Below are 24,327 nucleotides of genomic sequence, written 5' to 3'. Positions count from 1 at the left end.
CAGCAACAACCCATCAACCGAAAAAACATTCGGTATCAACAAACATGGCACACTATTGAGTTCTCAAACAACAGACCAGCAACCAGGCACCACACCCGGAAACCGTGTTGGAATTCTTTTTCGCTGCGGTTCTTGCGATCTCTCGCTTTCCCCTCGGCGACCTCCTCAGCTTATCCGCATCTTCTCCGCTTTCCCAAATCGCTTTTCCACCGTTCAACGGTGCTGGCTCTTCAGAATGGAGAGTTCGTGGATCTGCCGGATTCGGCGCCGTGGACCGCGACGGTTTCCCGTCACTGCCCGAAACAGCTCCACCAGCGTACCGGACCCGTTCCCGGCCCACAAGCGGCCGGCCACCGCGCAGCGGTGATCGGTCGGGTGGTTCGAGGAGGTCGGTCCGCCGGATTCGGCGTTGCCGTCCGGGGCGATCTCTCGCGTCCCTTGCGGCGACTCGAAATACATTACACACGCCCCGGAGGGCCGTCAAAACCCGTGCGGGACCGGGCGGGCACCCGGCTTCGGGGCGGACGGGAGAGGGCGGCAGGAGCGGCGGGGGCGGCAGGAGCGGCGGGGGCGGCAGGAGCGGCGGGGGCGGCAGGAGCGGCGGGGGCGGCAGTGCGTAGGCTGATGGAACACCGATGCCCCGACCCGAAAGGACAGCAGATGAGCACCTCACCGGAAGAGCTGCCGGAGACCCCCGACACCTACGAGGGCGCCGCCGAGGTCGATCCCGAGCACTGGCGCGAGGATCCGCTGGTCGAGGACGCGGAGGCCGGCGTGCCGGACGAGCGCGTGGACCCCGAGCACCCCGAGGTCCCCTCGGAGCAGGAGCTCCGGGACGAGACGGCGGAGGGCCGCTACGAGGCGGGGGACGAGCAGGTCCCGCCCGAGGAGCCCGCCATGGGCGAGGCGATTGCGGACCTCGACGTTCCCGAGGACCCCGCGTTCGAGGACGAGATCGACCCGAGCAACGACTCCTTCCACGGCGGCGCGGACCTCTGAGCGTCCCCCCGGGAAGAGCACGACGGCGCCCCTGCCGGCAGGGGCGCCGTCGTCGTTCCGGGGCCCGGGACGCCCCCCGCAGCGACGCCCCCCGCAGCGGAGGGTCGGGCATCGGGCCGGTCGGGGTCGCGGGAGCTCAGGCGAAGGCGGAGATGCCGGTGATGCTGCGCCCGACGATCAGGGCCTGCACCGTCTCGGTGCCCTCGTAGGTGTGCAGGGCCTCGATGTCGGCGAAGTGACGGGCCACGCGGTTCTCGATCAGGATGCCGTTGCCGCCCAGGAGGTCCCGGGCGTTGGCCGCGATCGAGCGGGCGGTGCGCGTGGAGGTGTACTTCGCCAGCGACGCCTGCTCGGCGGTGAGCTTCCCGGCCTCCTCCCGCTCGGTCATCCGCGCCACGAGAAGCTGGATCTGGGTCAGCTCGCTGAGCATCCGGGCCAGGCGCTCCTGGACGATCTGCGAGGCGGCCAGCGGCCGGCCGAACTGCACGCGCTGCTTGGCGTACTGCACCGCGGTCTCGTAGCAGGCCTGGGCGTGGCCCACCGCGCCCCAGGCCACGCTGATCCGGGTGGCGAACAGGACGTCGGCGGTGTTCTTGAAGGACCGTGCCGCCGGCAGTGCGTTCTCCTCGGGCACGAAGACGCCGTCGAACCGCAGGTGCGCCTGGTGGATGGCGCGTAGGGCGAGCTTCCCGCGGATGGTCGTGCCGGTGTAGCCCTCGCTCTCCTGCGGGACCACGAAGCCGCGGACCTGGCCGTCCTCGTCGGAGCGGGCCCACACCACGGTGATCCCGCCCATCGAGCCGTTGCCGATCCACTTCTTCTCGCCGTTGAGCACCCAGCCGCCGTCCACCGGGGTGGCCCGGGTCTCGAGGCTCACCGAGTCCGAGCCGTGGGTGGGCTCCGTGAGGGCGAACGCGCCGAGGAGCTCGCCCGTGGCCATCCGCGGGAGCCAGCGCCGGCGCTGCTCCTCGGAGCCGCACATCGCGATCGAGCGCATCGCGAGCCCGCCCTGGACGCCGGAGACGGTCGCGATGGACCCGTCGCCCCGGGAGAGCTCCATGCTGACCAGGCCCGCGGCGGTCTTGGACATCTCCGCGTAGCCGTCGACGGCCACGCCATCGCGCAGCAGGTCGAGCTCCCCGAGCCTGCGGACGAGGTCGAGGGAGTACTCCGAGCGGTCCCAGTGCTCGCCGATGACGGGCAGGAGGTCCTCCTGGACGAACCGGCGGGCGCGCATCCAGTGCTCCCGGTCGGTGTCGGAGACCGCGTCGAAGGCCCCGGCGACATCGGTGTCGAGGGCCTCGTCGAGGACGTAGTCGGGCTCCACGGTGCCGGCGGGGAACAGGTTCGCGCCGGTCTCGGGGGTGGCGGTCATGGAAGGATCCTTCGTTCGGTGTGCGGGCAGGACGTCGGGGTCGGGCTCAGCGCCCGTGGAAGGGCCGGCCGAGGACGCGCTCGGAGGCGCCCGTGCGGTCGAGGTACGGGGTGATCCCGCCCAGGTGGAAGGGGTAGTTGGCGCCGAGGACCATGCACAGGTCCACGTCCTCGGGCCCGGCGACGACGCCCTCGGCCAGCATGGCGCCGATCTCCTCGGCCAGGGCGTCCTGGATCCGCACGAGCAGCTCCTCCGGCGAGGCCGGAGCGCCCGGGGCGCCGGCGGGACGCCGCGTCCGGGTCCGCTCGAGCAGCCGGGCGGCGTCCGCCGCGAGGTAGCCGTCCGCGCCCGTCTCCGGGGCCTGCTCGGTGGGCAGCACGTGGGTCAGGCCCGCCTCGACCACTGCATCCATCCACGGGGACCGCGCGAAGCGCTCGGGATAGGCCCGGTGCATGGTCTCGTCCACGTGGTGCAGCACGGCCGGGCCCACGAAGTCGAGCAGCCGCAGCGGGGTCATGGGCAGGCCCATCGGATCGGGGGCGTGGTCGGCGGCCGCCACGTCCGTGCCCGCGTCGATCGCCTGGACGACCACGTCGAACAGCCGGGTCAGCACCCGGTTGACCACGAAGCCCGGGGCGTCCTGGACGCGCACCGCCGTGCGGCGCAGCACCGCGGCGAGCTCGAAGGCGGTCGCGAGGGCCGTGTCACCGGTCCGCCGCCCGGCGACGATCTCCAGGAGCGGGGTGACCTCCACGGGGTTGAAGACGTGGAAGCCGACCACCCGCTCGGGGTGCCGGAGGTCCTCCGCCATGGCGGTGACGGACAGGGAGCTCGTGTTCGTCGCGAGGATCGCGTCCGGCCGGACGACCTCCTCCCACTGGGCGAAGACCTTCTTCTTCACGTCGAGGTCCTCGAAGACGGCCTCGATCACGAAGTCCGCGTCGGCGAGGTCCTCCGGCCCGCTCGCCCCCGTGACGAGGGCGGACAGCTGCTCGGCCTGCTCCGCGCTGATCCTGCCCCTGGCCGCCTGGGCGGCGAAGCGCTCCCGGGTGCGGGCCACGCCGGCGGCGAGCCGTTCGTCGTCGAGGTCGGTCATGACCACGGGGATCCGGGCTCCGCTCGCGATGAGCGAGGCGAGCTGGCCGGCCATCAGGCCGGCGCCGATCACCGCGGCCTTGCGCAGGGGCACGGGGTCCGCCGCGGGCACGTCCGCGGCCTGCCGGGACCGTGCCGAGACGAGCTCGAACGCGTAGAGGGAGGCCTTCGCCACGTCCCCGCGGACCAGCTCGGCGAAGGCGGCCACGGCCTTCGCCCCGTTCTCGGTGCGGGTCTCGGTGCGGGCCGCGGCCACCAGGTCGATCGCCACGAGCGGGGCCGGGGCCGCGCCGTGCCAGATGCGCTCGGCGCGGACCCGGGCCTGCTCCACGGCCTCGTGCCACTCCTGCTCGCCGGTGCCGCCGGGGGTGCCCGCACGGCGGCGGGGCTCGCCCGCGTCGAGCGCGGCGAGCGTGCCGGCGACCCACCCCTGCCAGGCGGAGTCCCACTCCCCGGTCCCCGGAGCCGCGTCGAGCACGACGTCCACGAGGCCCAGTTCGAAGGCCTCCGCCGCCTTGGCGTTCCGGCCCCGCAGGGAGTCGAACACGATGACGCGCAGCGCCGCGGCCGGGCCGATCAGGTGCGGGAGCAGGTGCACGCCGCCCCAGCCCGGGAAGAAGCCGAGCCGGCACTCCGGCAGCCCGAGCGGACCGGTGCGCGGATGGGCGGCGCGGTAGTCCGTGTGCAGGGCGAGCTCGAGCCCTCCGCCCAGGGCCTGCCCCGTGAGCAGGGAGAACGTGGGCACGCTCGCGTCGGCCAGGACGCCGAAGGCCTCGTGGCCGAGTCCCACGTACCGGTCGGAGACGCCGCTGAGCTGGGCGTGGCGGATCTCCTTGAGGTTGGCCCCCGCGCCGAAGGACCGGGCGTTGCCGGTGACCACGATCGCCTCGACCGCCGACTGGTCGATGGAGCCCAGGACGTCCCGGAGCTGCTCCAGGGCCGTGGAGCCCCAGATGATCAGTCCGCCCGGCGGGGTGGAGTCCAGCCGCACGAGGGCGACGGGGACGGACCGGCCGGGCAGGACCAGCTGCTCGACGTCCACCGTGACGGTGGAGGGGAAGGACGGGGCGGGCGCGGCGGGTGCCATGGGCGGACTCCTGACGAACGATGTGATCGCCACCACTCTGACTGATACTCAGTCTCAGGTCAAGGGATTGAGTCTCACAGTGGTTTGTACAGGTCGCGGTCGGTTGCTTTGGTGAACGTCTGGGTATGCTCATGGCAGCACGAGAAGAACGAGGATCCCCATGCCCACCCCCCTCCGCCGCGACGTCGCCGTCCTCCTGGATCTGGAGAACCTCTTCGGCGGACACCACCAGGACGTGAGGTCCGCACCCGTGCGCGAGATCGTCCGGGGCTCGGGCGAGTTCGTGCGCCGCAACGGCCTCGGCGGTCTGGTCGCCTCGGCCCGCGCCTACTCGGACTGGAGCCGGCCCGAGATGGGCGCCTACCGCCGCACGATGCTGGAGAGCGGCGTCGAACCCGTGCAGGTGTTTTCCTTCGGCCAGGGGATCAAGAACGCCGCCGACATGGAGATGGTAGTGGACGCGCTGCGGATCGCCAGCGACTGTCCCTGGGTGGGGGTCTTCGTCCTGGCCACGGGGGACGCCGGGTTCGTCCCCCTGGTACGGCGGCTGCACTCGCTGGGCAAGCACGTCGTCCTGGTGACCACCACGGGGCGCAACGCCGGCGGCGTCAGCCCGCTCCTGCGCTCCGTCGTCGACCACCACCACGTCGTCGAGCTCGCGGAGCCGGTGACCGCCCCGGCGAGGACCGTGGCGCCGGTGGAGGTCCCCGCGCCGCAGCCTCCACCGGTGGCCCCGGCCGGGCTCCAGGAGTACCGGAGCGCCGCCATGCGGCTCGTCGCCGAGAATCCCGCGGTGCTCGTCGACGGGGCCGTCCACGGCTCGCGTCTGGGGGTCCTCCTGCGCCGGACGATGCCGCACCGGAGCTACACCGACTTCGGCTACCGCAGTCTGGCGAAGTTCGTGGAAGAGGGGTGCGGCCTCCGGCTGCACCGCCCGTGAGTCCGCGGCGCACCGGGCGTGCTCTCCGGCCCGTGCGCCGGATACGCTGGCCGGTGATGATCGACGTGCTGCCCCCAGAGACCGAACGCCTCGCGTTCCGCCGCTTCGACGCCGCGGACCTCGACCCCATGCACTCCTACCAGAGCCGCGAGGACTACGCGCAGTACGCGTGGCGCGGCCCGCGCACGCGCGAGGAGTGCGAGCGCGCGCTGGCCGAGAACAGCGGCATGCGCCCCTGGAGCCGGGACGGCGACCACGTCCGCTTCGCCGTCTCCCCGAAGGGTTCACGGGAGCTGGCGGGCGAGGTCGTGCTGACCCTCACGGACGCCGCCGCCGCGCAGGTCGAGATCGGCTGGGTGGTCCATCCCGACCACGCGGGCCGGGGCATCGCCTCCGAGGCCGCCCGCGCCGCGATCGAGTTCGCGTTCGCCGAGCTGGGGGCGCACCGGGTCTGCGCGAGCCTGGACGCCCTCAACGTGAGCTCCGCCAAGGTCTGCGAGCGCATCGGCATGCGCCTGGAGGCGACCCTGCGCGAGAGCCACCACCAGCTGGGCGAGTGGCGCGACGAGCTGATCTACGCGATCCTCGCCGACGAGGTCTGAGCCCTCAGCCCAGGGCCTCCCGCACGGACGCCAGGACCTGCTCCGTGTCCGCGCCGGGGTCCAGGACGGTGACGACGACGGCGGGGCGCGTCCCGGCCGCCGCCGGCCGCGCGGCGCCGCCGGCCTCGTAGCCGGAGAGCAGCGTGCGCGCGAGCCGCTCGAGCTGCGCCGCCAGCTCGGCCGAGGGGTCGGTGTCCGGGGCGCGCAGCCAGGCCCGCAGGGCGGCGTTGTGCACCGCCACCGCGGCCGCGGACAGCGCCGTGGCCAGGGTGGCCCGTCCCGGGGAGTCCGGCAGCGCCGAGCGCAGGTAGCGCTGCAGGACCCGTTCGTAGCGGTGGGACGTGATGAGCTCCCGGTCCCGCAGCTGGGGGACCTGCCGCAGCAGGGCGTTGCGGGCCAGGGCGCGCTCGCGGTGGTCGAGGTGGTGGCGGAAGACGAGCAGCACGCCGTCCCGCAGCGCGGCGGCCGGATCCGCGTCCGGGTCGGCGGCCGCGCGGGCCAGCAGCTGCTCGAGCTGCTCGAGGTTCGCGGCGTGGTCCGCGAAGACGATGTCCTCCTTGGACCCGTACTTGCGGAAGAACGTGGCCCGGCTGATCCCCGCGGCCAGCGCGAGCCGGTCCACGGTCGTGGCCTCCCAACCCTGCTCCGCGAGCAGCCGGATGGAGGCGGTGACGACGTCCGTGGTCGCCCGGGGGGTCTCGGTCATGGGTGTCCTCCTCGCGTCGATGGTAGACCGGCGGGCGCGGGGCCGGGACAGCCGGCGGGGTCCGTCAGCCCGCGGCGCGGTCGGCGTTCGCGTGAATCGCGTCGCGGACGTACTGCGCCAACCCGGGCTCCAGGTCCTCGTACGTCTTCGTGAACCGCGGGTCCGCCACGTACATGTCCCCCAGGGCCCGGTGGAGCTCCGGCGGGAGGTCGTAGAAGCGCTCGTGGATCTGGCGCCGGGCGGCCTCCGCGGCGTCCATCGCCTCGGCCGAGTCCGCGGGCAGCCCGGCGCGCCGGGCCTGCACGAACCGCTCGTTGATCGCCGCGGTCTCGGCGGCGATCCGCTGCCAGTCCTCCTTGTCGTAGCCTGCCGTGCGCCGGCGGGACTGCTGCCACGCGTCGGTGTCCCCCCAGCGGCGCTCGGCCTCCGCCGCGTGCTCGTCGCTGAAGCCGTCGCCGAACAGCTCGCGCCGCTCCTCCGGGGTCAGGTCGATTCCGGTCATGTCCTTCTCCAGTGCTCGATCGATCGCGGTGACGAGCTCGGCCAGCTCGGCCTGCCTCGCCAGGACGGTCTCGCGCTGCCGGCGCAGGTGCGCCCGCACGGACCCGGGCTCCCCGTCGGCCAGCAGCTCCTCGATGTGCCCGAGGGAGAAGCCGAGCCGGCGGTAGACCACGACGTGCTGCAGACGGAGCAGGTCGTCCTCCGTGTACAGGCGGTAGCCGCCGGCCGAGCGCTCGCTGGGGCGCAGCAGGCCGACGTCGTCGTAGTGGTGGAGCGTGCGCACGGTGACGCCGAAGCGCCGCGCCACCTGTCCCACGGTGAGCCGTCCGCCGGCCGTCGCGGCTCGCTGTCCGTCCATGCCCTCCACCCTGGGCCCTTCCGCGGCGTGAGGGTCAAGCCCGTCGGTGCCCTCAGCCCGCGAAGGGCAGGACGGGCAGGCCGGGGACGTCCACCCGGACGGCGAACAGGGAGCCGGCGGCCGGATCCTCGTCGGCGGCGAGGTTCTCCCGGGACGTGGTGACGTAGAGGGTGCGCAGGTCCTCCCCGCCCAGGCAGCAGGCGGTGGTCTGGCGCGCGCCGACCTCCACGACGGTGTCCAGGACCCCCTCGGCCGTGTAGCGGTGCACCTGGCCGGCGCCGTGCAGCGCCACCCACACGGCGCCCTCGGAGTCGACGGTCAGCCCGTCGGGGTGGACGTCCCCCTCCTCGAGCTCGGGCACCACGAAGGTGCGCCGGCCGTGCAGCCCTGCGGCCTCCGACCAGTCGAGGACGTCGACCTTCCCGGTGGGCGTGTCGTTGTAGTAGGCCAGGGCGCCGTCCGGGGACCAGGCGATGCCGTTGGAGACGGTCACGCCCTCCAGGACCGGCTCCCACCGCAGGTCCGGGGCCACGCGGTAGAGCGCGGCCGCCCCCTCGGCCTGGTCCCAGGCCATGGACCCCACGTAGAGGGAGCCGTCCGGGGCGGCCCCTCCCTCGTTCATCCGCACCGCCCGGGGCTCCCAGAGCGGCTCAGCCGGGTGCACGGTGCCGTCGGGGTCCTCGAGAGCCACCCCCGTCTCGAGCGCGAGCACCGCGCCACCGGTCGCGCGCGGGCGCACGCACGCCACGACGTCCCCGACGTGCTTGCGGAGCACCTCGCCGTCCGCGCCGAAGGACAGGAGGTCCCCCGCGGTCAGGTCGACCCAGCGCAGCCCGCCCCAGGACGCCGACCAGCACGGCCCCTCGCCGTGGTGGGTGACGGAGTCGGTGATCCGTTCGGCCCGCAGGCGCCGCACCGTCATCTCAGCGGCTCCTCTCGGGCGCCGCCGGCAGCGCCGTGGTGGGGATCCGGTCCCGGTCGTAGGTGATCTCGGTGTAGCCGTGCGGGACGGGCCGGCCCTCCGGGTCGAGGTTCACGAAGACGATCTTGTCGATGCTCAGGATGAGGTCCCGGGTGATCATGTTGCGCACCTGGGCGCGCATGGTCAGGGACGTGCGCCCGAAGGCCGTGGCCGTGAGGCCCATCTCGATGATGTCGCCCTGCTCGGCGGAGCTCACGAAGTTGATCTCCGACATGTACTTGGTCACCGCGCGCCGGTTGCCGAGCTGGACGATCGCGTAGATCGCCGCCTCCTCGTCGATCCAGCGGAGCAGGCTCCCGCCGAAGAGGGTGCCGTTGGCGTTGAGATCCTCCGGCTTGACCCACTTGCGGGTGCGGAAGGTGATGTCCTGGGTCGTCATGCCCCCACGATACTGAGGCCGCGCGCCCCGCGGGCCGTCGCCTACAGCTCCACGGTGCCGCGGACCACCGGGCTGACGTGCCCGCCGACCCAGACGGTCTCCCCGTCCCGCTCCACCAGCACGCGCCCGGTGCGCCCGAGGACCGTGCCCTGGGCGGCGACGTAGCGGTCCGGGGCCCACCCGTGGTCGGTCAGCCACCGGGCCAGGCCGGCCTGGAGGCTGCCCGTGACCGGGTCCTCCACGACCCAGTCGCCCACGAACGCCCGCACCTCGACCGCGCACTCCGCGCCCTGCGGGTGCGGCCCGACCACGCCGAGCTTGAGCCCCGCCATGGCGGACCAGTCCGCGCGGATCCCCAGGACGGTCTCGGCGTCCGCCACGCGCACACCGATCCAGCCGGGACCGTTGTCCACCCACGACACGTCGAGGAGCGCGGACGGGTCCGTCCGCAGGGACCGCGCCACCCGGTCCAGCAGCGCGGGCTCGGCCACGGGCTCGTAGCGCAGCAGGGGCGGGGCCGCGAAGGCGAGCCCGCCCGCCCGGCGCCGCACGCTCACGAGCCCGACCCCGCACTCCTGCACGACGTCCTCGCCCGCGGGCTCCCCGCCGAGGGCGAGCCAGGCCGAGGCCGTCCCGAGCGTGGGGTGGCCCGCGAACGGGAGCTCCCCGCCGGGCGTGAAGATCCGCACCCGGTAGTCGGCGCCCGGGGCGGAGGGCTCGAGCAGGAACGTGGTCTCGGAGAGGTTGGTCCAGCGGGCGAAGCGCGCCATCGTGTCCTCGTCGAGGCCGTCGGCCGCGTGCACGACGGCGAGCGGGTTGCCGCCCAGCGGCGCGGCCGAGAAGACGTCCACCCAGCTGATCGCGTGGCTCGTCACGGCCTCAGAGCACCGGCCCGCGCGAGTTCCTCCGGACGGGCCGGGTCCGTCCCGCCCGCCGGGCGCCCCGCCCGGGCGTCTCACCGCGTGCCGCCGCCCGGTCCTCCCGGAGCCGGCGCACCACCATGCCGACCAGGACGGAGCCCACGGTGCTCAGCACCAGGGGCAGCACCGCGCTGCGCTGCTCGCTGTTGTCGTACATGGCCGGGCCTCCTGCCGGAAGGCGACGCGGGGCGTCGTCGGGTTCGGTGCCAGAAATCCTACGCACCGTCCGGCGCGTCCGGCCACACCCCGGAGCTGCCGCGGCGGTGGCTGCCCACCAGGTGGGTGTCCACGATCCCGACCGCCTCCATGAGGGCGTGCATCGTGGTCGGCCCCACGAAGCGGAACCCGCGCGCCCGCAGGGCCCGGGACAGGGCCTCGGACTCCGGCGAGCGGGTCGGGACCTCTTCCGCCGTGCGCGGACGCGGGGTCCGTGCCGGGCGGAACGACCACACCAGCTCGGCCAGCCCGCCCTCCGCGCGCAGGGCCACGGTGGCGCGGGCGTTGCCGACGGCGGCCTCGATCTTGCCCCGGTGGCGCACGATCCCGGCGTCGCCCAGGAGCCGGTCGACGTCGGCCGGCCCGAAGCCGGCGACCGTGTCCGGGTCGAAGTCCGCGAAGGCGGCGCGGAAGGCGGGCCGCTTGCGCAGGATCGTGGCCCAGGACAGCCCGGACTGGAAGCCCTCGAGGCAGATCCGCTCGTAGAGCCCCCGCTCGTCCCGCACGGGGACACCCCACTCGGTGTCGTAGTAGTCGCGCAGCAGGGGGTCCGACGCCGCCCAGACGGGGCGGGCGAGGCCGTCCTCGCCGCGCACGAGGCCGGTTGTGGCGCCGGGCCGGGCCGCGGGATCAGGCAGGGAGCACATGCCGTGCATCGAACCACACCGCAGGCCGCGACACACACCGCCGGGTTACCCCCAGGGGTATAGGATGGCGGTCATGCACCCGACGAACTCCACCGTGGACCGGCGCGCCCTGCAACAGAGAGTGGTCCGCGTCCTGGCGCTCGGCCAGATCCTCGGCGGGCTGGGCGTCGGCGCCACCCTGGCCCTGGGCGCCCTCCTCGTCACCGAGGTCTCCGGCTCCTCGGCCTGGTCCGGCATGGCCGCGACCATGAACACCCTGGGCGCCGCCCTGCTCGCCGTCCCCCTCGCCCGGCTCGCCCAGGCCCGCGGCCGGCGGATCTCGCTGAGCACCGGGGCGTTCACCGCCATGGCCGGCGCCTCGATCACGATCGGCGCCGCCGTCCTCTCGAGCTTCCCCGTCCTGCTGGTGGGCCTGGCGCTGCTCGGCGCCGGCTCGGCCCTCAACCTGCAGTCCCGGTTCGCGGCGACCGACCTCGCCGCCGACGACACCCGGGCCCGGGACCTGTCCCTGGTGGTGTGGTCCACGACGATCGGCGCGGTGCTGGGCCCCAACCTCTTCGAGCCCGGCGAGCTGATCGGACGGGCCCTGGGCCTGCCGGAGCTCACGGGCGGGTTCGTCATCGCCCTCGTGGCGCAGGCCTTCGGCGCCCTGGTCTACCTCACGGCGCTGCGGCCCGACCCGCTGCTGCTGGCCGTGGCCGACGGCGAGGCCGCGGGGAAGGACAAGCCCTCCCCCGCGGGCGGGCTGGCGGTGCTGCGGGCGTCGTCGCCCGCCCGCCGGGCCGTGCTCACCGTGGCGCTGAGCCACGCCGTGATGGTGGCGCTCATGTCCATGACGCCCGTGCACCTGACGATCCACGGGGCGTCGCTGAGCGTCGTCGGCCTGACCATCAGCCTGCACGTGGCCGGGATGTACGCCCTCGCCCCCGTGTTCGGCTGGCTCGCGGACCGGGCCGGGCGCCGCCCCACGGTGCTGCTCGGACAGGCCCTGTTCGTGGCGTCCCTCGTGCTGTCCTGGTTCGGCTCGACCTCCCCGGTGCTCGTGACGGTCAGCCTGGTGCTGCTCGGGCTCGGGTGGTCGGCCTCGACGGTCGCCGGCTCCACGCTCGTGGCCGAGGCCGTCCCGCCCGCCGAGCGGCCGAAGCTGCAGGGCGTCTCGGACCTGTTCATGAACCTCGCCGGCGCGACCGGGGGCGCGCTCGCCGGACCGGTGCTGGCGCTGATCGGCTTCGACGGTCTCAGCGCCGCGCTGCTCGTCCTCGTGGCGGTCGTGGTGCTCGCGCACCGGGCCGCGCCCGTACCCGTCCGACAGGACTAGTTCAGCACCGGCAGCTGGAGCGGGTAGCGGTACACCTCGCCCTTGTTGGCCTTCAGCACGGCCAGGACGTGGCACACGACCAGCAGCACCGCGGCGACGATCCAGAGCACGATCGCCACGGGGATCAGGATCACGGTGAACAAGCACACCCACGCGGCCACGTTGAGCAGCCACATGGACAGGTTGAAGTTGAACGACCCGGCCGAGGTGGCCCGCAGGAACGCGTTCTTCTCGCGGTAGACCAGCCAGACGACGAGGGGACCCACGAAGCCGAGCCACCCGACGGAGACCAGCGCGCCGACCAGGCCGGACAGGTGGGTGAGGACCGCGATGGTGCGGTCGTCCCCCTGCGCCCGGTACTGCGGGCGGGGTGCTGACGGTGGAAGGTAGGACATCGGGTTCTCCTGGTGGACAGAGGCGGAACCGGTCGCGGCACCCGGTGCCGCGGGCGCCGGACCGGCGCGGTGCTGCCAGCGTATCGGGGCGGGACCCGCGCCCGGTATGGGGGATGACCGCACTCCGCGGCGGCGGCTGACCGCCGTTGCGCACGGCACCGGCGCCCCCGCCCCGCCCTGGTCTACGATTCTCGGCAGACCGTTCCCGGCCCGCCCTCCGCGGGCCTGTCCCCGAGGGAGGCCCGTGGCCCTGCAGCTGCGCCCCAACAAGTACGCCTACCGGGCCATCGTGCTCGCCGGCCTGGCCGCCGTGAAGCTCTTCCGCGTGCCCCTGCTGGCCTCGGGCGAGGAGCACCTGCCCACCGACCAGGTGGTGCACGGGCTGGACCGGGAGGTCCGGCCCGGCCGGGGTGCCGTGGTGGCGGTGACCCACTTCGGCTACCTCGACTTCGTCTTCGCGCAGCTGGTGGTCTGGCGCCGGCTGCGGGCCCACTCCCGCTTCCTCATCACCCGCAAGCACACCGGCAGCGCCTTCGTCACCGCGGTGTGCCAGTTGTGCGACCACGTCGTCGTCGACCGCGCCGACGGCGCCCCGGCCTACGCCGAGGCCGTGGCGAAGCTGGCCCGCGGCGAGTTCCTCGCCGTCTTCCCCGAGGGCGGGGTCAGCCGAAGCTGGACCGTGCGCCCGCTGCGCACCGGCGCCGTGCGCATGGCCGCCGAGACCGGCGCCCCCGTCATCCCGGTGTCCGTGTGGGGCGGCCACCGGATGTTCACCCGGGGACGCGGCGGGCTCCGGCTGCGCGACCTGTGGCGCACACCGGTGCGCGTCCACGTCGGCCCGGTGCTGCGGGTGGCCCCGGGGGAGGACGTCCGCGCCGCGAGCGCGCGGCTGCGCTCCGTGCTGCAGGACGGGATCGACCGCTGCATCGCGGACTACCCCGTCACCCCCGAGCCCGGCGCGTGGTGGATGCCGGCGCACCTGGGCGGGAGCGCGATCACGGTCCAGGAGCAGATCGACTCCGACGCCCGGGAGCGGGAGGCCTACAAGCGGACCGGCTGAGCCCGCCGGGGCGCCCGGCTCAGCGGAACCCTGCGCGCAGGACCAGCTCGAGCTCGAAGCGGCTCTTGGGCTCGTGCAGGGCGTCCCCGAAGACCTCCCGCAGCTGGTTCACCCGGTACCCGACCGTCTGCTCGTGGATGTTCAGCTCGGCGGCCATCGCCGCGCGCTGCCCGTGGTGCTCGAGCCAGCACAGGAGGGTGGTGGCCAGCCGCTCCCGCTGGCCCGGCTTGAGCTCGACCAGCGGGGCGAGGCGCTGCGCGGCGAGGTCCTCGACCACGCTGCGCTCGCTGTGCAGGACGAGCTCCACGAGGTGCTCCGAGACCCACAGCGGCCCGGGGTCGGCAGGCTCCTCCCGCTGCAGCAGGTCCCGGGTCAGCACGGCCAGGCGCAGCGAGTCGGGGGCCGCGTACCAGGGCCGGCCCGGGCCGATCACCGCGCCGCGCCCCGTGAGGGCGCGCGCCAGCTCCTTGCGGCCGGTCGGGGAGGCGGGCTCGGGGACCACCGCCACGACGTCCCCGGGGCGGGACGTGAGCAGGGCACGCTCCCCGAGGCGTGAGCGCAGCCCCACGCGCCGGTCGGCGGCCAGCGTCACCACGACCACCCGCTCGGGCACCGGCCACCCGGCGGCACTGGCCGCCGCGCGCACCGCGTCCTCGGCCACGTGGCCGCGCACCAGCATGTCCGCGAGCGCGTCCAGCAGCCGGTCCCGCTCCCCCGCCCGCTCGGACTGCTCCATGGCGTACCCCTCGGCGCTGGCCGCGGAGAGCTCCTCGATGTAGGCGAAGACGGACTCCGCGAGGCCGATCAGCACGGACGCCTCGAACCCGGCGTCCATGGCCACGCGGGAGAGGGAGCGCAGCGTGGTGCGCGCCCCGGAGCGGTAGGCCGCGAAGAGGGCGTCCATCGGGCGGCCCTCCCGCACCTCGCCGCGGCCGAGCCCCTCGTAGACCCGCCGGTCGTCGCCCATCAGCGCCGTCTGCTGGGTGCCGGGCAGCTGCAGGAACCGGGTCAGGGCCACCTCGACCCCGCGGCGGATGCTGTCGCCGAACAGGCCCTCCATCGGCCGGGCGTAGACCGGGACGTCGAGCCGGACGGCGTCCAGGAGCTCCTCGGTCACCGCGGGCAGGTGCGGGACGAGGAGGGGCGTCAGCGCCGGCGGGAGGGACGTCCACGGCAGCTCCCGGTCCGCCCGGCGCGCCGGCTGCGCCTGCACCATGTGCTCCGCCTGCTCCATGTTTCCCCGCTTTCATGCCGGCACCACAAATTCTCTGCTGAAAGAGTACGCGACAGGACGAGAACTGCGGCCGGAATTGGGGCACAGTTATTAGGTGCCCCAACTGCGACTGTTCACCCGCCTGGCTTCGGCCTTCACCACCCCCCGCTCGCCCGAGGACTTCCTGCGGCTCGTCGACCCCCTCGCCAGCGCCCGCCAGCTGCGCGGCCTGGTGACCTCCGTGGTGCCCGAGACCGCGGACTCGGTGACGATCCGCTTCCGTCCCGGCCGGGGCTGGAACGCGCACGAGGCCGGCCAGTGGGCCCGCATCGGCGTGGAGATCGACGGCGTGCGGCACTGGCGCTCCTACTCCCTCAGCACGGGGGCCGGTCAGGACCCCGCCATCACGGTGACGGCGATGGGCAAGGTCTCCACCGCCCTGGTCCGCGGGACCCGGCCCGGCGACGTCCTGTTCCTCGCCCCGCCCGAGGGCGACTTCGTCCTCCCCGAGAGCCCGCGTCCGCTGCTGATGCTCACCGCCGGCAGCGGGCTGACGCCGGTCATGTCCATGATCCGCACCCTCGTGCCCCGCCGCGCGGACGCCGACCTGGTGCTCGTGCACTCCTCGCGCTCCCCGGAGGACTCCCTCTTCCGCGAGGAGCTGCTGGAGCTCACCGACCAGTTCCCGGGCTTCCGGCTCGTGCAGTGGTTCACCGGCGAGCGCGGCCGCCGCCTCGACCTCACGGCCACCGCCGACCTCGACTCCGCGTGCCCCGACTGGCGCGACCGCGCCGCGTACGCCTGCGGGCCCGCCGACTTCCTCGACGCCGCCGAGGCGCTCTGGAACCGCGAGGAGGGCGAGCTGCGGGTCGAGCGCTTCGCCGCCGTGGTCGCCCCCGGCGCCGGCGGGGAGGGCGGGCGCGTGACGTTCGAGAAGTCCGACAAGGAGGTCGAGGCCGACAGCGGCACGACCCTCCTGGCCGCCGGCGAGGACGCCGGCCTGATGATGCGCAGCGGCTGCCGGATGGGCATCTGCCACGCCTGCGTGACCCCGCTGCTCTCCGGGCAGGTCCGCGACACCCGCACCGGTGAGGTGCACGGCGAGCCCGGACACCTCGTGCAGACCTGCGTGTCCACGGCCGCCGGCCCCGTCAGCCTCGACGCCTGACCCGACCACTTCCAGCACTCGTTCTCCGACCCCGTTCCGAAGGAGCGACACCATGACGATCGTCACCCCATTCCTGCTCGACTCGGGCCGGCGCGCAGCGGCGCCCAAGCCGTCCACGGCCGCCCACCTCACCGACGAGCAGGTCGAGGAGCTCGGCCGCGAGCTCGACGCGCTCCGCGAGTCCGTGATCGCCAGCCGCGGCGCCGCGGACGCGGCCTACATCCGCCGGGTCATCGCCACGCAGCGCTCCCTCGAGCTGGCCGGGCGCGCCACCCTGCTGTTCGCCAAGCACAAGCCCGCCTGGATCGCGGGCACCGGCATGCTCACCGTGGCCAAGATCCTGGAGAACATGGAGATCGGCCACAACGTGCTGCACGGCCAGTGGGACTGGATGCGCGACCCCGACATCCACTCCACCACCTGGGAGTGGGACTTCGTGACCCCCTCCAAGGCGTGGCAGCACACCCACAACGACCTGCACCACACGTGGACGAACGTCCTCGGCAAGGACCGCGACGTCGGGTACAACGTCTTCCGCGTGGACGAGGGCCAGCCCTGGCAGTGGTGGAACCTCGGCAACCCGCTCTACAACGCGCTGCTCGCCCCCGTGTTCGAGTTCGGCATCGCCATCTACGACCTCGAGTTCGACCAGGTGCGGGAGGGCACGAAGTCGAAGGCCGACCTCAAGCAGGGGCTCAAGGCCCTGGGCGCCAAGTTCCTCAAGCAGGTCGCCAAGGACTACGTGGCCACGCCCGCCGCCGCGAAGCTCACCGGCTCCGGGAAGCAGGCCCTGGCCGCGACCGTGACGGCCAACGCCGCCCGCAACATCTGGGCGCACGCCGTGATCTTCTGCGGCCACTTCCCCGAGGGCGTGGACACGTTCACCGAGGAGCAGATCGAGGGCGAGACCCGCGGGGACTGGTACCTGCGGCAGATGCTCGGCTCGGCCAACATCTCCGGGTCCAAGCTGATGCACCTGATGACCGGCAACCTGTCCTTCCAGATCGAGCACCACCTGTTCCCGGACCTGCCCTCCAACCGCTACGCCGAGGTCGCCGTGAAGGTCCGGGAGATCTGCGAGCGCTACGGGCTGCCCTACACGACCGGGCCGCTGCCCAAGCAGGTCGGCTCCTACTGGGCGAAGATCTTCCGCCTGGCCCTGCCCTGACCCGTTCCTGCGGGAGGCCCTCCGAACGGCCGCGGTGCTCCGGCACCGCGGCCGTTCCGCGTGCCGGGGCGCGTGCCGGGGCGCATGCCGGGGACGCTCCCGCCCGGGACGCGCCCCGGGGAGCTGTCGGGCCGCGTTGGTAGGCTCGCGGGACCCGCACGAAAGGCAGGCCATGAGCTCTCCCCAGCGCGTCCTCATCACCGGTGCCACCGGCTACGTCGGAGGGCGCCTGGCGCCCCGGATGCTCGAGGCGGGGCACACGGTGCGCGTCGCCGTCCGCTCCCCCGGCAAGCTGCGCGCCGTGCCGTGGCAGGACCAGGTGGAGGTCGCCGAGACGGACCTCAACGACCTCGACGGGATGACCGCCGCGTGCCAGGACGTCCACACCCTGTACTACCTCGTGCACTCCATGGGCGGCTCCCGCCAGTTCGAGGAGGAGGAGGCCGGGATGGCCCGGACCGTGGCCCGGGCCGCGGAGCGTGCCGGGGTGCGCCGCATCGTCTACCTCTCGGGCCTGCACCCCCGGGGCGTGGAGCTCTCCCAGCACATGCGCTCGCGGGTCCGGGTCGGCGAGATCCTGCTCGAGGGCTCCGTCCCGGCGGTGGTCCTCCAGGCCGGGACGGTGATCGGCTCCGGCTCCGCGTCCTTCGAGATGATCCGCCACCTCGGCGACACCCTCCCGGTCATGCCCGCGCCGTCCTGGGTGACCAACAGCATCGAGCCGATCGCGGTCCGCGACGTGCTGTACTACCTCCTCCACGCGATGGACCTGCCGGAGGGGCTCAACCGCACCTTCGACATCGGCTCCCGCGACGTCATGACCTACGCCGACGCCATGCGCCGCTACGCGCGGGTCGCCGGGCTGCGCCGGCGGGTGGTCTTCCACCTGCCCCTCCCGGCGCCCCGGCTGTCGGGGTTCTGGGTGGGCATGGTCACCCCGATCCCCCTGGCCCTGGCCGTGCCGCTCGTGCAGTCGCTGCAGCACGACGCGGTGTCGGACGAGCACGACATCGACGACTACATCCCCCAGCCCCCGGAAGGCCTGGCCGGCTACCGCCGCGCCGTGGCCCTCGCGCTGAAGAAGATCGAGGACAACTCCGTGGAGACCACGTGGGACGTCCACTACAGCTCCTCCGAGGCGGCCGCCGACCCGCTGCCCTCGGACCCGGACTGGGCGGGGCGCACGGTGTTCGTGGACGAGCGCAGCCGCACGGGCCCGGCCCGGCCCGACCAGGTGTGGCGGGTCATCGAGTCCATCGGCGGGCGCAACGGCTGGTACTCGCTGCCCCTCGCGTGGCAGGTCCGCGGGCTCATGGACAAGCTCGTGGGCGGGGCCGGCCTGAACCGCGGCCGCCGCGACGCCACCGACCTCCAGGTGGGCGAGTACGTGGACTGGTGGCGCGTCGAGGAGCTGGAGGAGGGGCACAAGCTGCTCCTGCACGCCGAGATGCGCGCCCCCGGCCGCGCGTGGCTCGAGCTGTCCGTGGAGCCCGAGGGCGAGGGCAGCCGGTACACGCAGCGGGCCATCTTCTTCCCCCGGGGCCTGCCCGGGCGGCTCTACTGGTGGGGAGTGTGGCCCTTCCACGGGTTCATCTTCCCGTCCATGGCGCGCAACATCCTCGCCGCCGCCGCCGCGCTGGACGGCCCCGGGAGCGCCGGGCAGGCCGACCCGGCGGGGCGGAGCGCCGGGCCGGTCACCCCGGCGGGGGAGGTCCCAGCCGGGGGCTGAGCGTCTCCGGCCCCGCCACGGGCCGGGGGCCGGGCCGGCCCCACTCGCTCCACGAGCCGTCGTAGACCGCGACGTCCTCCCGGCCGGCCAGGTGGGCGCCGAGGGCGAGCACGCAGGCGGTGATCCCCGAGCCGCAGCTGGTGACGATGCGCCGTCCCCCGGGCGCGGCGGCCTCGATCCGTTCCCGCAGCCGCGGCAGCGGCAGCAGCCGTCCCTGCCCGTCCTGCAGCTCGGTGTACGGCAGGCTGACCGCCCCCGGCATGTGCCCGGGGCGCAGGCCCGGTCGCGGCTCGGGCTCGGTGCCCGCGAACCGGCCCGCGGAGCGGGCGTCCAGGACGACGGCGCCCGGATCGTCCAGGGCGCGGGCGACGTCCTCCGCCCCGACGAAGCAGCCCGGCCGCGGCGCGAGCTCGACGTCCCCGGGCTCGGCCGGCGGCGCGGCGTGCGCCCCGGTGGGCCGCCCCTCGGCGACCCAGGCCGGGAGGCCGCCGTCGAGGACGGCGACCCGGTCGAAGCCCGCGCCCCGGAGCAGCCACCAGACCCGGGCGGACGCGAAGATCCCCTGGCCGTCGTAGGCCACGACCGTGCTGGTGCGCGAGATGCCGAGGGCCCGCGCCGCCGCCGTGAGCTGCTCCGCCGGCGGCGCCGTGTGCGGCAGGTCCGAGGCCGGGTCCGAGAAGGGCCCGTCCAGGTCCAGGAGCAGGGCCCCGGGCAGGGCCTCACCGGTCCGGTTGAGCGTGGAGCTCGCGTCCACCAGCACGAGCCGGGGGTCGTCGAGGTGCCCGGCCAGCCACTCCGTGCTCACCACGGGACCGGGCAGTTCGAGCGGGGCGTCGTCGTGCGGGGTGCTCATGGGCCCCAGGCTAGCGCCGCGGCGACCACCGCACGAGGCGGGCCCCCGGGCGCCCGCCGGCGCCCGGTAGCCTGGCCGGGTGTCCGGGACTCTTCGACAGCGCGTCCGCGACGGCGTCCGCGGCCTGGCGCCGGGGTACTTCGCCCTCGTCATGGCCAGCGGCATCCTCTCGGTGGGCCTGCAGCTGCAGGGCTTCCCCGTGCTCTCCGCGGTGCTGCTCGCCGTGTGCGCGGGCGGCTGGGCCGTGCTGTGCCTGCTGACCGTCTGGCGGTTCGCCGCCTTCCGGCGGGAGCTGCTCGTCGAGTTCCTCGACCCCCGGCGCGCCTTCGGCTTCTTCACCTTCGTGGCGGGCACCAACGTGCTGGCGGCACGGCTGGCGACGACGGGCTGGCACGGCGCCACGGCCGTGCTCCTGGGCCTGGCCGGCGCCGTCTGGCTGGTCCTGGGCTACGTGGTGCCCTGGACGGCCGTGCTCTCCCGGCGCACGCGGCCGGTGGTCAGCACGGCCAACGGCACGTGGTTCATCTGGGTGGTGGCCAGCCAGTCCGTGGCCGTGGCCGCCGCGGCCCTGGACCCCGTGGTGGCCGACGGCACCGCCCGGCACGCGCTGTCCGTCGTCGCGGTCGTCTGCTGGTCCGTGGGGCTGTTCCTCTACGCGTCCGCGGGCGTGCTGGTGACCCTGCGCATGATGCTGTACCCGCTGCGGCCGGTCGACCTGACCCCGCCCTACTGGGTGGCGATGGGGGCGTGCGCCATCACCGTGCTCGCGGCCTCCCGGATCGTGGAGATGTCCGACACCCCCATGGTCGCGGTGGTCCGCGGGCTCGTGGCCGGCCTGGGCGTGGTGTTCTGGGCGTTCGCCACGTGGTTGATCCCGGCCCTGGTGGCCGCGGGGTGGTGGCGCCACCGCGTGCACCGGGTCCCGCTGCGCTACGAGTCCTCGCTGTGGAGCGTGGTCTTCCCGCTGGGCATGTACGCCGTGGCCAGCATCTACCTGGGCCGGGCGGACGGCCTGCCGATCGTGGGGCTGGTCGGGGCCGCCTGGCTGTGGGTGGCCCTGGGCGCCTGGGCCGTCGTGTTCACCGCGATGCTCGTGCACCTGGTCCGGCGGCTGCTCCTCGGCCGGCAGGTCCCCGCCCCGGTCTGGCCGGGGCCGGACCCGGCGGACGACCCGGACACCACAGGCCGTTCCGGCCCGGTCGGCGGCGCGGACACCGCAGGCCGTTCCGGCCCGGCCGGCGGCGCGGACACCGCCGGCAGTCCCGATCCGGCCGGCGGGCCGGACACCGCCCGCTGAGCGGGGCCCGTCCGATGACCGGGCGGAGCACCCCGGTCAGGCGGTGAGGGCCCGCTCGAGGTCGTCGAGCTGGTCCTCGACGTCCTCGATGCCCACCGAGAGCCGCACGAGGTCCACGGGCACGGCCAGCGCGGTGCCCCGGACGGAGGCGTGCGTCATCTCGGAGGGATAGCAGACCAGGGACTCCACCCCGCCCAGGCTCACGGACAGTGAGTACAGCCGGGTGCCCTCCGCCACCGCCCGGGCCGCGGCCTCCCCGCCGGTCAGCCGGAAGGAGACCATGCCGCCGAACCCGCGCATCTGCGCGGCGGCGAGCGCGTGCCCGGGGTGCTCGGGCAGCCCGGGGTAGAGCACCTGCGCGACCTCCGGGCGCTCCAGCAGCCACTCGGCGATCCGCTGCGCGTTGCGCTGGTGGCGCTCCATCCGCAGGCTCAGGGTCTTGAGCCCGCGGGCGGCCAGGTAGCTGTCCTGGGGACCGGCCACGGCGCCGGCGGCGAACTGCTGGAAGCCGACCGTCTCCGCGAGGGGGACCCCGCGCCACTCGGCCGCCCCGACGACCACGGCGCCGCCGAGCACGTCGGAGTGCCCGCCGATGTACTTGGTGGTGGAGTGCACCACGGCGTGCGCGCCGAGCTCGAGGGGGGTCTGCAGGTACGGGGACGCGAAGGTGTTGTCGACGACGAGCAGCGCCCCGGCCTCCTCGGCCAGCCGCGCCCAGGCCGCGACGTCGGCGATGCCGAGCAGCGGGTTGGACGGCGTCTCGAGCCACAGCACCCGGGTGCTGCCGGGCCGCACGGCCGCGCGGACGGCGTCGAGGTCGGTGCTGTCCACGGGCGTGGAGGCGATGTCCCACGGGGCGAGGACCCTGGTGATCAGCCGGTTGGTGCCGCCGTAGCCGTCGGCGCCGAGCACGATGTGGTCGCCGGGGCGCAGCACCGCGCGCAGCAGGGCGTCCTCGGCGGCGATCCCCGAGGCGAACGCGAAGCCGCGCTCCCCCCGCTCCAGGGCCGCGAGCTGCTCCTCGAAGCCGCTGCGGGTGGGGTTGGAGCCGCGGCTGTACTCGTGGCCGGCGCGCAGCACGTTGATCCCGTCCTGGGCGAACGTGGAGGTCTGGTAGATCGGCGGGATGACCGCGCCGGTCAGGGGGTCCGGCTCCTGCCCGGCGTGGACGGCGGTGGTCGTGAAGCCCCGTCGGCGGGTGCGGGTGTCGGTGGCGGGCGTCATGGCGGGGCTCACTTCCGGGTGGTCTGGACGGTGGTGACGACGGTGTCGAGGGCCTGGCCGAGGTCGGCGACGAGGTCCTGCGGGGACTCGAGGCCGATCGACAGCCGGATCGTGGTCCCGGCGATCCCGCCGGCCCGGCGCTGCTCGGGGGTCAGGCGGCAGTGCGTCATGGCCGCGGGGTGGGCCACGAGGCTGCGGGTGTCCCCCACGTTGGCGACCAGCTTGAACAGCCGCAGCGCGTCGATGAAGGGGCCCACGGCGGCGTCCGGGGCGGCCAGGTCGAAGGAGAACACGGAGCCGGTCCCGCGCGGGAAGTCCCGGGCCGCGATCCCGGCGCCGGGGTCCCCGGGCACGCCGGGGTGGTGGACGCGGGCGACGGCGGGGTGCCCGGCCAGGAACTCGGCCACCGCCAGGGCCGAGGCCGTGTGGCGGGCCACGCGCAGGTCGAGGGTCTCGGTGCCCTGCAGGATCTGCCCGGCGTTGAACGGGGAGAGCGTGGTGCCGAGGTCGTGCACGTACTTGGCCCGGACCAGGTGCAGGTAGGGGCTGGCCCCGGCGCACTTCTCGACCAGGCTCAGCCCGCCCCAGCGGGCGCGGGCCTGCGTGAACTGCGGCCACCTCTCCGGCCGCGCGGACCAGTCGAAGGTCCCGCCGTCCACGACCGCCCCGGCCAGCGCGTTGCCGTGCCCGCCCAGGAACTTGGTGGCCGAGTGCACCACGATGTCGGCGCCCTTCTCGAGCGGCCGGTACAGGGCCGGGGACGCGAGGGTGTTGTCGACGACGACGGGCACCCCGGCGGCCCGGGCGACGTCGGCGATGCCGGGCAGGTCCGGGAGGGTGGCCAGCGGGTTGCCGATGGACTCCAGCAGGAACGCCCGGGTGCCGGGGCGCACGGCCGCGGCCCACGCCCCCGGGGCGGTGGGGTCCACGAAGGAGACCTCGATGCCGCAGTCCGCGAAGGTGTCGGTGAGCAGGTCCACGGTGCCGCCGTAGAGCTTCTCCGAGGCCACGAGGTGCTTGCCGTCGCCCTGCCCGAGCAGCGCGAGCAGCGCGACGGCCACCGCGGACTGCCCGGAGCCGGTGGCCACCGCGCCCGCGCCGCCCTCGAGGTCGCTGATCCGCTGCTCGAGCACCGCCACCGTGGGATTGCCGGTGCGCGTGTAGGTGAAGCCCGGCCGGGTCTGGGCGAACATCTGCCGGGCCGCCTCGTAGTCGGGGAACTCGAACGCCGCGGTCTGGTAGATCGGCACCGTCAGGGTGCGCTGGGCGACCTCGCCGTGGGTGCCCGCGTGGATCTGCCGGGTCGCGAGGTCGTGGTCGGTCACGGGGATGGACATGGCGCTGCTCCTGTGCCTTGCTCTTACCCGCACCGGACGGCCGCGGTCCCCCGGTGGGGGCGCGGAGGATGCAGGCCGCTTCTTCATCCGAACCACCCAATGAGCATGGGGTTGGTGCGTGACCCAGTCGGAGCTTCGCGGTCACGTCTCGTGAAGCTGGAACAACACTATGCGCAGAGGTAGTGGCTGTCCCTCCACGACCGAAGATGACGACCGTGACGGAACATGACGCCGGCGGTGCGCGCCGGGCCCGCGGCTCAGGCCCGGGTGTCGATGTCCTCGAAGATCAGGAACGTCTGGGTGTCCACCACCCCGGGCAGCTGCTGGATGTGCTCGAAGATCACCTGCCGCAGGTGCACGGTGTCCACGGCGCGCACGAGGAGCATGACGTCGAAGTTCCCGCCCACCAGGGCGATGTGGTGCACGGCGGGGATCGCCCGCAGCTGGGCGCACAGCTCCCGCCAGGTGTTCTGCTGGAGCTTGAGCGTCACGTAGGCGGAGGCCTGCAGCCCCGCCCGCACCGGGTCGATCACGGTGCTGAAGCTCAGGATCACGCCCTCGTCCCGGAGCCGGTTGATCCGGGCGTAGGCGTGGGCGCGGGAGACGTGCACGGCCGCGGCGATCGCGGTGACCGACTGCCTCGCGTCCCGGGACAGCTCCGCGAGGATCTTCCGGTCGGTCTCGTCCAGGGAGACGGGGGTCGAGGGCACGGCGGGCTCCTTCGGGGTGGGTGGGTCACAGGGTCCGGCACGGCACCG

At 74.2% G+C, this 24,327-nt stretch carries 24 protein-coding genes and 1 riboswitch; of the genes, 9 read left to right on the top strand and 15 right to left on the bottom strand.

Annotation, left to right across the window (positions count from 1 at the left end; translation table 11 throughout):
* Positions 1 to 660: 660 nt before the first annotated feature.
* Positions 661 to 999: a hypothetical protein gene (locus ACPYN7_RS14340; RefSeq protein WP_368827756.1), complete on the top strand. Its 339-nt coding sequence runs from the start codon at positions 661 to 663 to the stop codon at positions 997 to 999.
* 136 nt (positions 1,000 to 1,135) lie between these two features.
* Here the strand turns inward: ACPYN7_RS14340 and ACPYN7_RS14335 are convergent, their stop codons facing one another.
* Positions 1,136 to 2,374, bottom strand: a complete 1,239-nt coding sequence (locus ACPYN7_RS14335) for an acyl-CoA dehydrogenase family protein (protein ID WP_368827755.1) — start codon at positions 2,372 to 2,374, stop codon at positions 1,136 to 1,138.
* A 46-nt stretch (positions 2,375 to 2,420) separates the two neighbouring features.
* Positions 2,421 to 4,556 (bottom strand): 3-hydroxyacyl-CoA dehydrogenase NAD-binding domain-containing protein, encoded by a 2,136-nt coding sequence (locus tag ACPYN7_RS14330; protein ID WP_424348095.1) that lies wholly within the window; start codon positions 4,554 to 4,556, stop codon positions 2,421 to 2,423.
* A gap of 160 nt (positions 4,557 to 4,716) precedes the next feature.
* Between ACPYN7_RS14330 and ACPYN7_RS14325 the strand changes: the two genes are divergently transcribed.
* Entirely contained in the window at positions 4,717 to 5,496 is a 780-nt protein-coding gene (locus ACPYN7_RS14325; protein WP_058873201.1) for an NYN domain-containing protein, read from the top strand.
* Positions 5,497 to 5,552: 56 nt separating this feature from the next.
* Complete coding sequence (locus ACPYN7_RS14320) at positions 5,553 to 6,098, top strand: GNAT family N-acetyltransferase (RefSeq protein WP_058873262.1); 546 nt, start codon at positions 5,553 to 5,555, stop codon at positions 6,096 to 6,098.
* A gap of 4 nt (positions 6,099 to 6,102) precedes the next feature.
* Here ACPYN7_RS14320 and ACPYN7_RS14315 read toward each other — a convergent pair whose 3' ends face one another.
* The 7 genes from ACPYN7_RS14315 to ACPYN7_RS14285 all read right to left on the bottom strand — a co-directional run bounded on the left by ACPYN7_RS14315 (position 6,103) and on the right by ACPYN7_RS14285 (position 10,816).
* Positions 6,103 to 6,804 (bottom strand): TetR/AcrR family transcriptional regulator, encoded by a 702-nt coding sequence (locus tag ACPYN7_RS14315; protein WP_058873200.1) that lies wholly within the window; start codon positions 6,802 to 6,804, stop codon positions 6,103 to 6,105.
* A gap of 64 nt (positions 6,805 to 6,868) precedes the next feature.
* Positions 6,869 to 7,663 carry a MerR family transcriptional regulator gene (locus tag ACPYN7_RS14310; RefSeq protein WP_424348094.1) on the bottom strand — a complete coding sequence of 265 codons (795 nt, stop codon included), beginning with the start codon at positions 7,661 to 7,663 and terminating at the stop codon, positions 6,869 to 6,871.
* Positions 7,664 to 7,715: 52 nt separating this feature from the next.
* Entirely contained in the window at positions 7,716 to 8,585 is an 870-nt protein-coding gene (locus tag ACPYN7_RS14305; protein ID WP_424348093.1) for an SMP-30/gluconolactonase/LRE family protein, read from the bottom strand.
* 1 nt (position 8,586) lies between these two features.
* Entirely contained in the window at positions 8,587 to 9,024 is a 438-nt protein-coding gene (locus ACPYN7_RS14300) for an acyl-CoA thioesterase (RefSeq protein WP_082696958.1), read from the bottom strand.
* Between the two features lie 41 nt (positions 9,025 to 9,065).
* A complete protein-coding gene (locus ACPYN7_RS14295; protein ID WP_424348092.1) occupies positions 9,066 to 9,899 on the bottom strand; it encodes a PhzF family phenazine biosynthesis protein in 834 nt (277 codons plus the stop codon).
* A 4-nt stretch (positions 9,900 to 9,903) separates the two neighbouring features.
* Positions 9,904 to 10,101 carry a hypothetical protein gene (locus tag ACPYN7_RS14290; protein ID WP_424348091.1) on the bottom strand — a complete coding sequence of 66 codons (198 nt, stop codon included), beginning with the start codon at positions 10,099 to 10,101 and terminating at the stop codon, positions 9,904 to 9,906.
* Between the two features lie 58 nt (positions 10,102 to 10,159).
* The gene (locus ACPYN7_RS14285) at positions 10,160 to 10,816 is read right to left on the bottom strand and encodes a DNA-3-methyladenine glycosylase I (RefSeq protein ID WP_058873196.1); all 657 of its coding nucleotides are present in this window, start codon (positions 10,814 to 10,816) and stop codon (positions 10,160 to 10,162) included.
* 55 nt (positions 10,817 to 10,871) lie between these two features.
* Between ACPYN7_RS14285 and ACPYN7_RS14280 the strand changes: the two genes are divergently transcribed.
* Positions 10,872 to 12,125 carry an MFS transporter gene (locus ACPYN7_RS14280; protein ID WP_058873195.1) on the top strand — a complete coding sequence of 418 codons (1,254 nt, stop codon included), beginning with the start codon at positions 10,872 to 10,874 and terminating at the stop codon, positions 12,123 to 12,125.
* On the opposite strand, the gene ACPYN7_RS14275 is transcribed toward ACPYN7_RS14280, so the two are convergent.
* Positions 12,122 to 12,520, bottom strand: a complete 399-nt coding sequence (locus ACPYN7_RS14275) for a DUF4870 domain-containing protein (protein ID WP_058873194.1) — start codon at positions 12,518 to 12,520, stop codon at positions 12,122 to 12,124. The two genes, ACPYN7_RS14280 and ACPYN7_RS14275, sit on opposite strands and share 4 nt — an antisense overlap.
* 244 nt (positions 12,521 to 12,764) lie before the next feature.
* On the opposite strand from ACPYN7_RS14275, the gene ACPYN7_RS14270 reads away from it, so the two are divergent.
* Positions 12,765 to 13,580, top strand: coding sequence for a lysophospholipid acyltransferase family protein (locus tag ACPYN7_RS14270; RefSeq protein WP_424348090.1), 816 nt, complete (start codon positions 12,765 to 12,767; stop codon positions 13,578 to 13,580).
* 19 nt (positions 13,581 to 13,599) lie between these two features.
* Here ACPYN7_RS14270 and ACPYN7_RS14265 read toward each other — a convergent pair whose 3' ends face one another.
* Positions 13,600 to 14,814 (bottom strand): PucR family transcriptional regulator, encoded by a 1,215-nt coding sequence (locus ACPYN7_RS14265; RefSeq protein WP_424348089.1) that lies wholly within the window; start codon positions 14,812 to 14,814, stop codon positions 13,600 to 13,602.
* Positions 14,815 to 14,908: 94 nt separating this feature from the next.
* Here ACPYN7_RS14265 and ACPYN7_RS14260 point away from each other — a divergent pair, with 94 nt between their 5' ends.
* From ACPYN7_RS14260 to ACPYN7_RS14250, 3 genes are all read left to right on the top strand, one after another.
* On the top strand, positions 14,909 to 15,961 hold the full coding sequence (locus tag ACPYN7_RS14260) for a ferredoxin reductase (RefSeq protein WP_424348088.1): 1,053 nt from the start codon (positions 14,909 to 14,911) through the stop codon (positions 15,959 to 15,961).
* Positions 15,962 to 16,013: 52 nt separating this feature from the next.
* Positions 16,014 to 17,129 carry a fatty acid desaturase family protein gene (locus ACPYN7_RS14255; RefSeq protein ID WP_058873190.1) on the top strand — a complete coding sequence of 372 codons (1,116 nt, stop codon included), beginning with the start codon at positions 16,014 to 16,016 and terminating at the stop codon, positions 17,127 to 17,129.
* A 172-nt stretch (positions 17,130 to 17,301) separates the two neighbouring features.
* Complete coding sequence (locus ACPYN7_RS14250; protein ID WP_424348087.1) at positions 17,302 to 18,858, top strand: SDR family oxidoreductase; 1,557 nt, start codon at positions 17,302 to 17,304, stop codon at positions 18,856 to 18,858.
* Here the strand turns inward: ACPYN7_RS14250 and ACPYN7_RS14245 are convergent.
* Positions 18,824 to 19,711: a sulfurtransferase gene (locus ACPYN7_RS14245; RefSeq protein WP_424348086.1), complete on the bottom strand. Its 888-nt coding sequence runs from the start codon at positions 19,709 to 19,711 to the stop codon at positions 18,824 to 18,826. The two genes, ACPYN7_RS14250 and ACPYN7_RS14245, sit on opposite strands and share 35 nt — an antisense overlap.
* A gap of 79 nt (positions 19,712 to 19,790) precedes the next feature.
* On the opposite strand from ACPYN7_RS14245, the gene ACPYN7_RS14240 reads away from it, so the two are divergent.
* Positions 19,791 to 21,008 carry a tellurite resistance/C4-dicarboxylate transporter family protein gene (locus tag ACPYN7_RS14240; RefSeq protein WP_424348085.1) on the top strand — a complete coding sequence of 406 codons (1,218 nt, stop codon included), beginning with the start codon at positions 19,791 to 19,793 and terminating at the stop codon, positions 21,006 to 21,008.
* 36 nt (positions 21,009 to 21,044) lie between these two features.
* Here ACPYN7_RS14240 and ACPYN7_RS14235 read toward each other — a convergent pair whose 3' ends face one another.
* The 3 genes from ACPYN7_RS14235 to ACPYN7_RS14225 all read right to left on the bottom strand — a co-directional run bounded on the left by ACPYN7_RS14235 (position 21,045) and on the right by ACPYN7_RS14225 (position 24,279).
* Positions 21,045 to 22,232, bottom strand: coding sequence for a cystathionine gamma-synthase (locus ACPYN7_RS14235; RefSeq protein WP_424348084.1), 1,188 nt, complete (start codon positions 22,230 to 22,232; stop codon positions 21,045 to 21,047).
* 8 nt (positions 22,233 to 22,240) lie between these two features.
* Positions 22,241 to 23,569, bottom strand: coding sequence for an O-acetylhomoserine aminocarboxypropyltransferase/cysteine synthase family protein (locus ACPYN7_RS14230; RefSeq protein ID WP_424348083.1), 1,329 nt, complete (start codon positions 23,567 to 23,569; stop codon positions 22,241 to 22,243).
* 14 nt (positions 23,570 to 23,583) lie between these two features.
* A riboswitch (SAM riboswitch) is annotated at positions 23,584 to 23,725 on the bottom strand.
* 101 nt (positions 23,726 to 23,826) lie between these two features.
* Complete coding sequence (locus ACPYN7_RS14225) at positions 23,827 to 24,279, bottom strand: Lrp/AsnC family transcriptional regulator (protein ID WP_058873184.1); 453 nt, start codon at positions 24,277 to 24,279, stop codon at positions 23,827 to 23,829.
* Positions 24,280 to 24,327 lie beyond the last annotated feature (48 nt).

It is taken from the genome of Kocuria sp. CH-021 (assembly GCF_049716185.1).
GTDB lineage: Bacteria > Actinomycetota > Actinomycetes > Actinomycetales > Micrococcaceae > Kocuria > Kocuria cellulosilytica.
The sequence above is the reverse complement of the archived record's forward strand: the minus strand, read 5'-3'. Positions and strand labels throughout refer to the sequence as shown.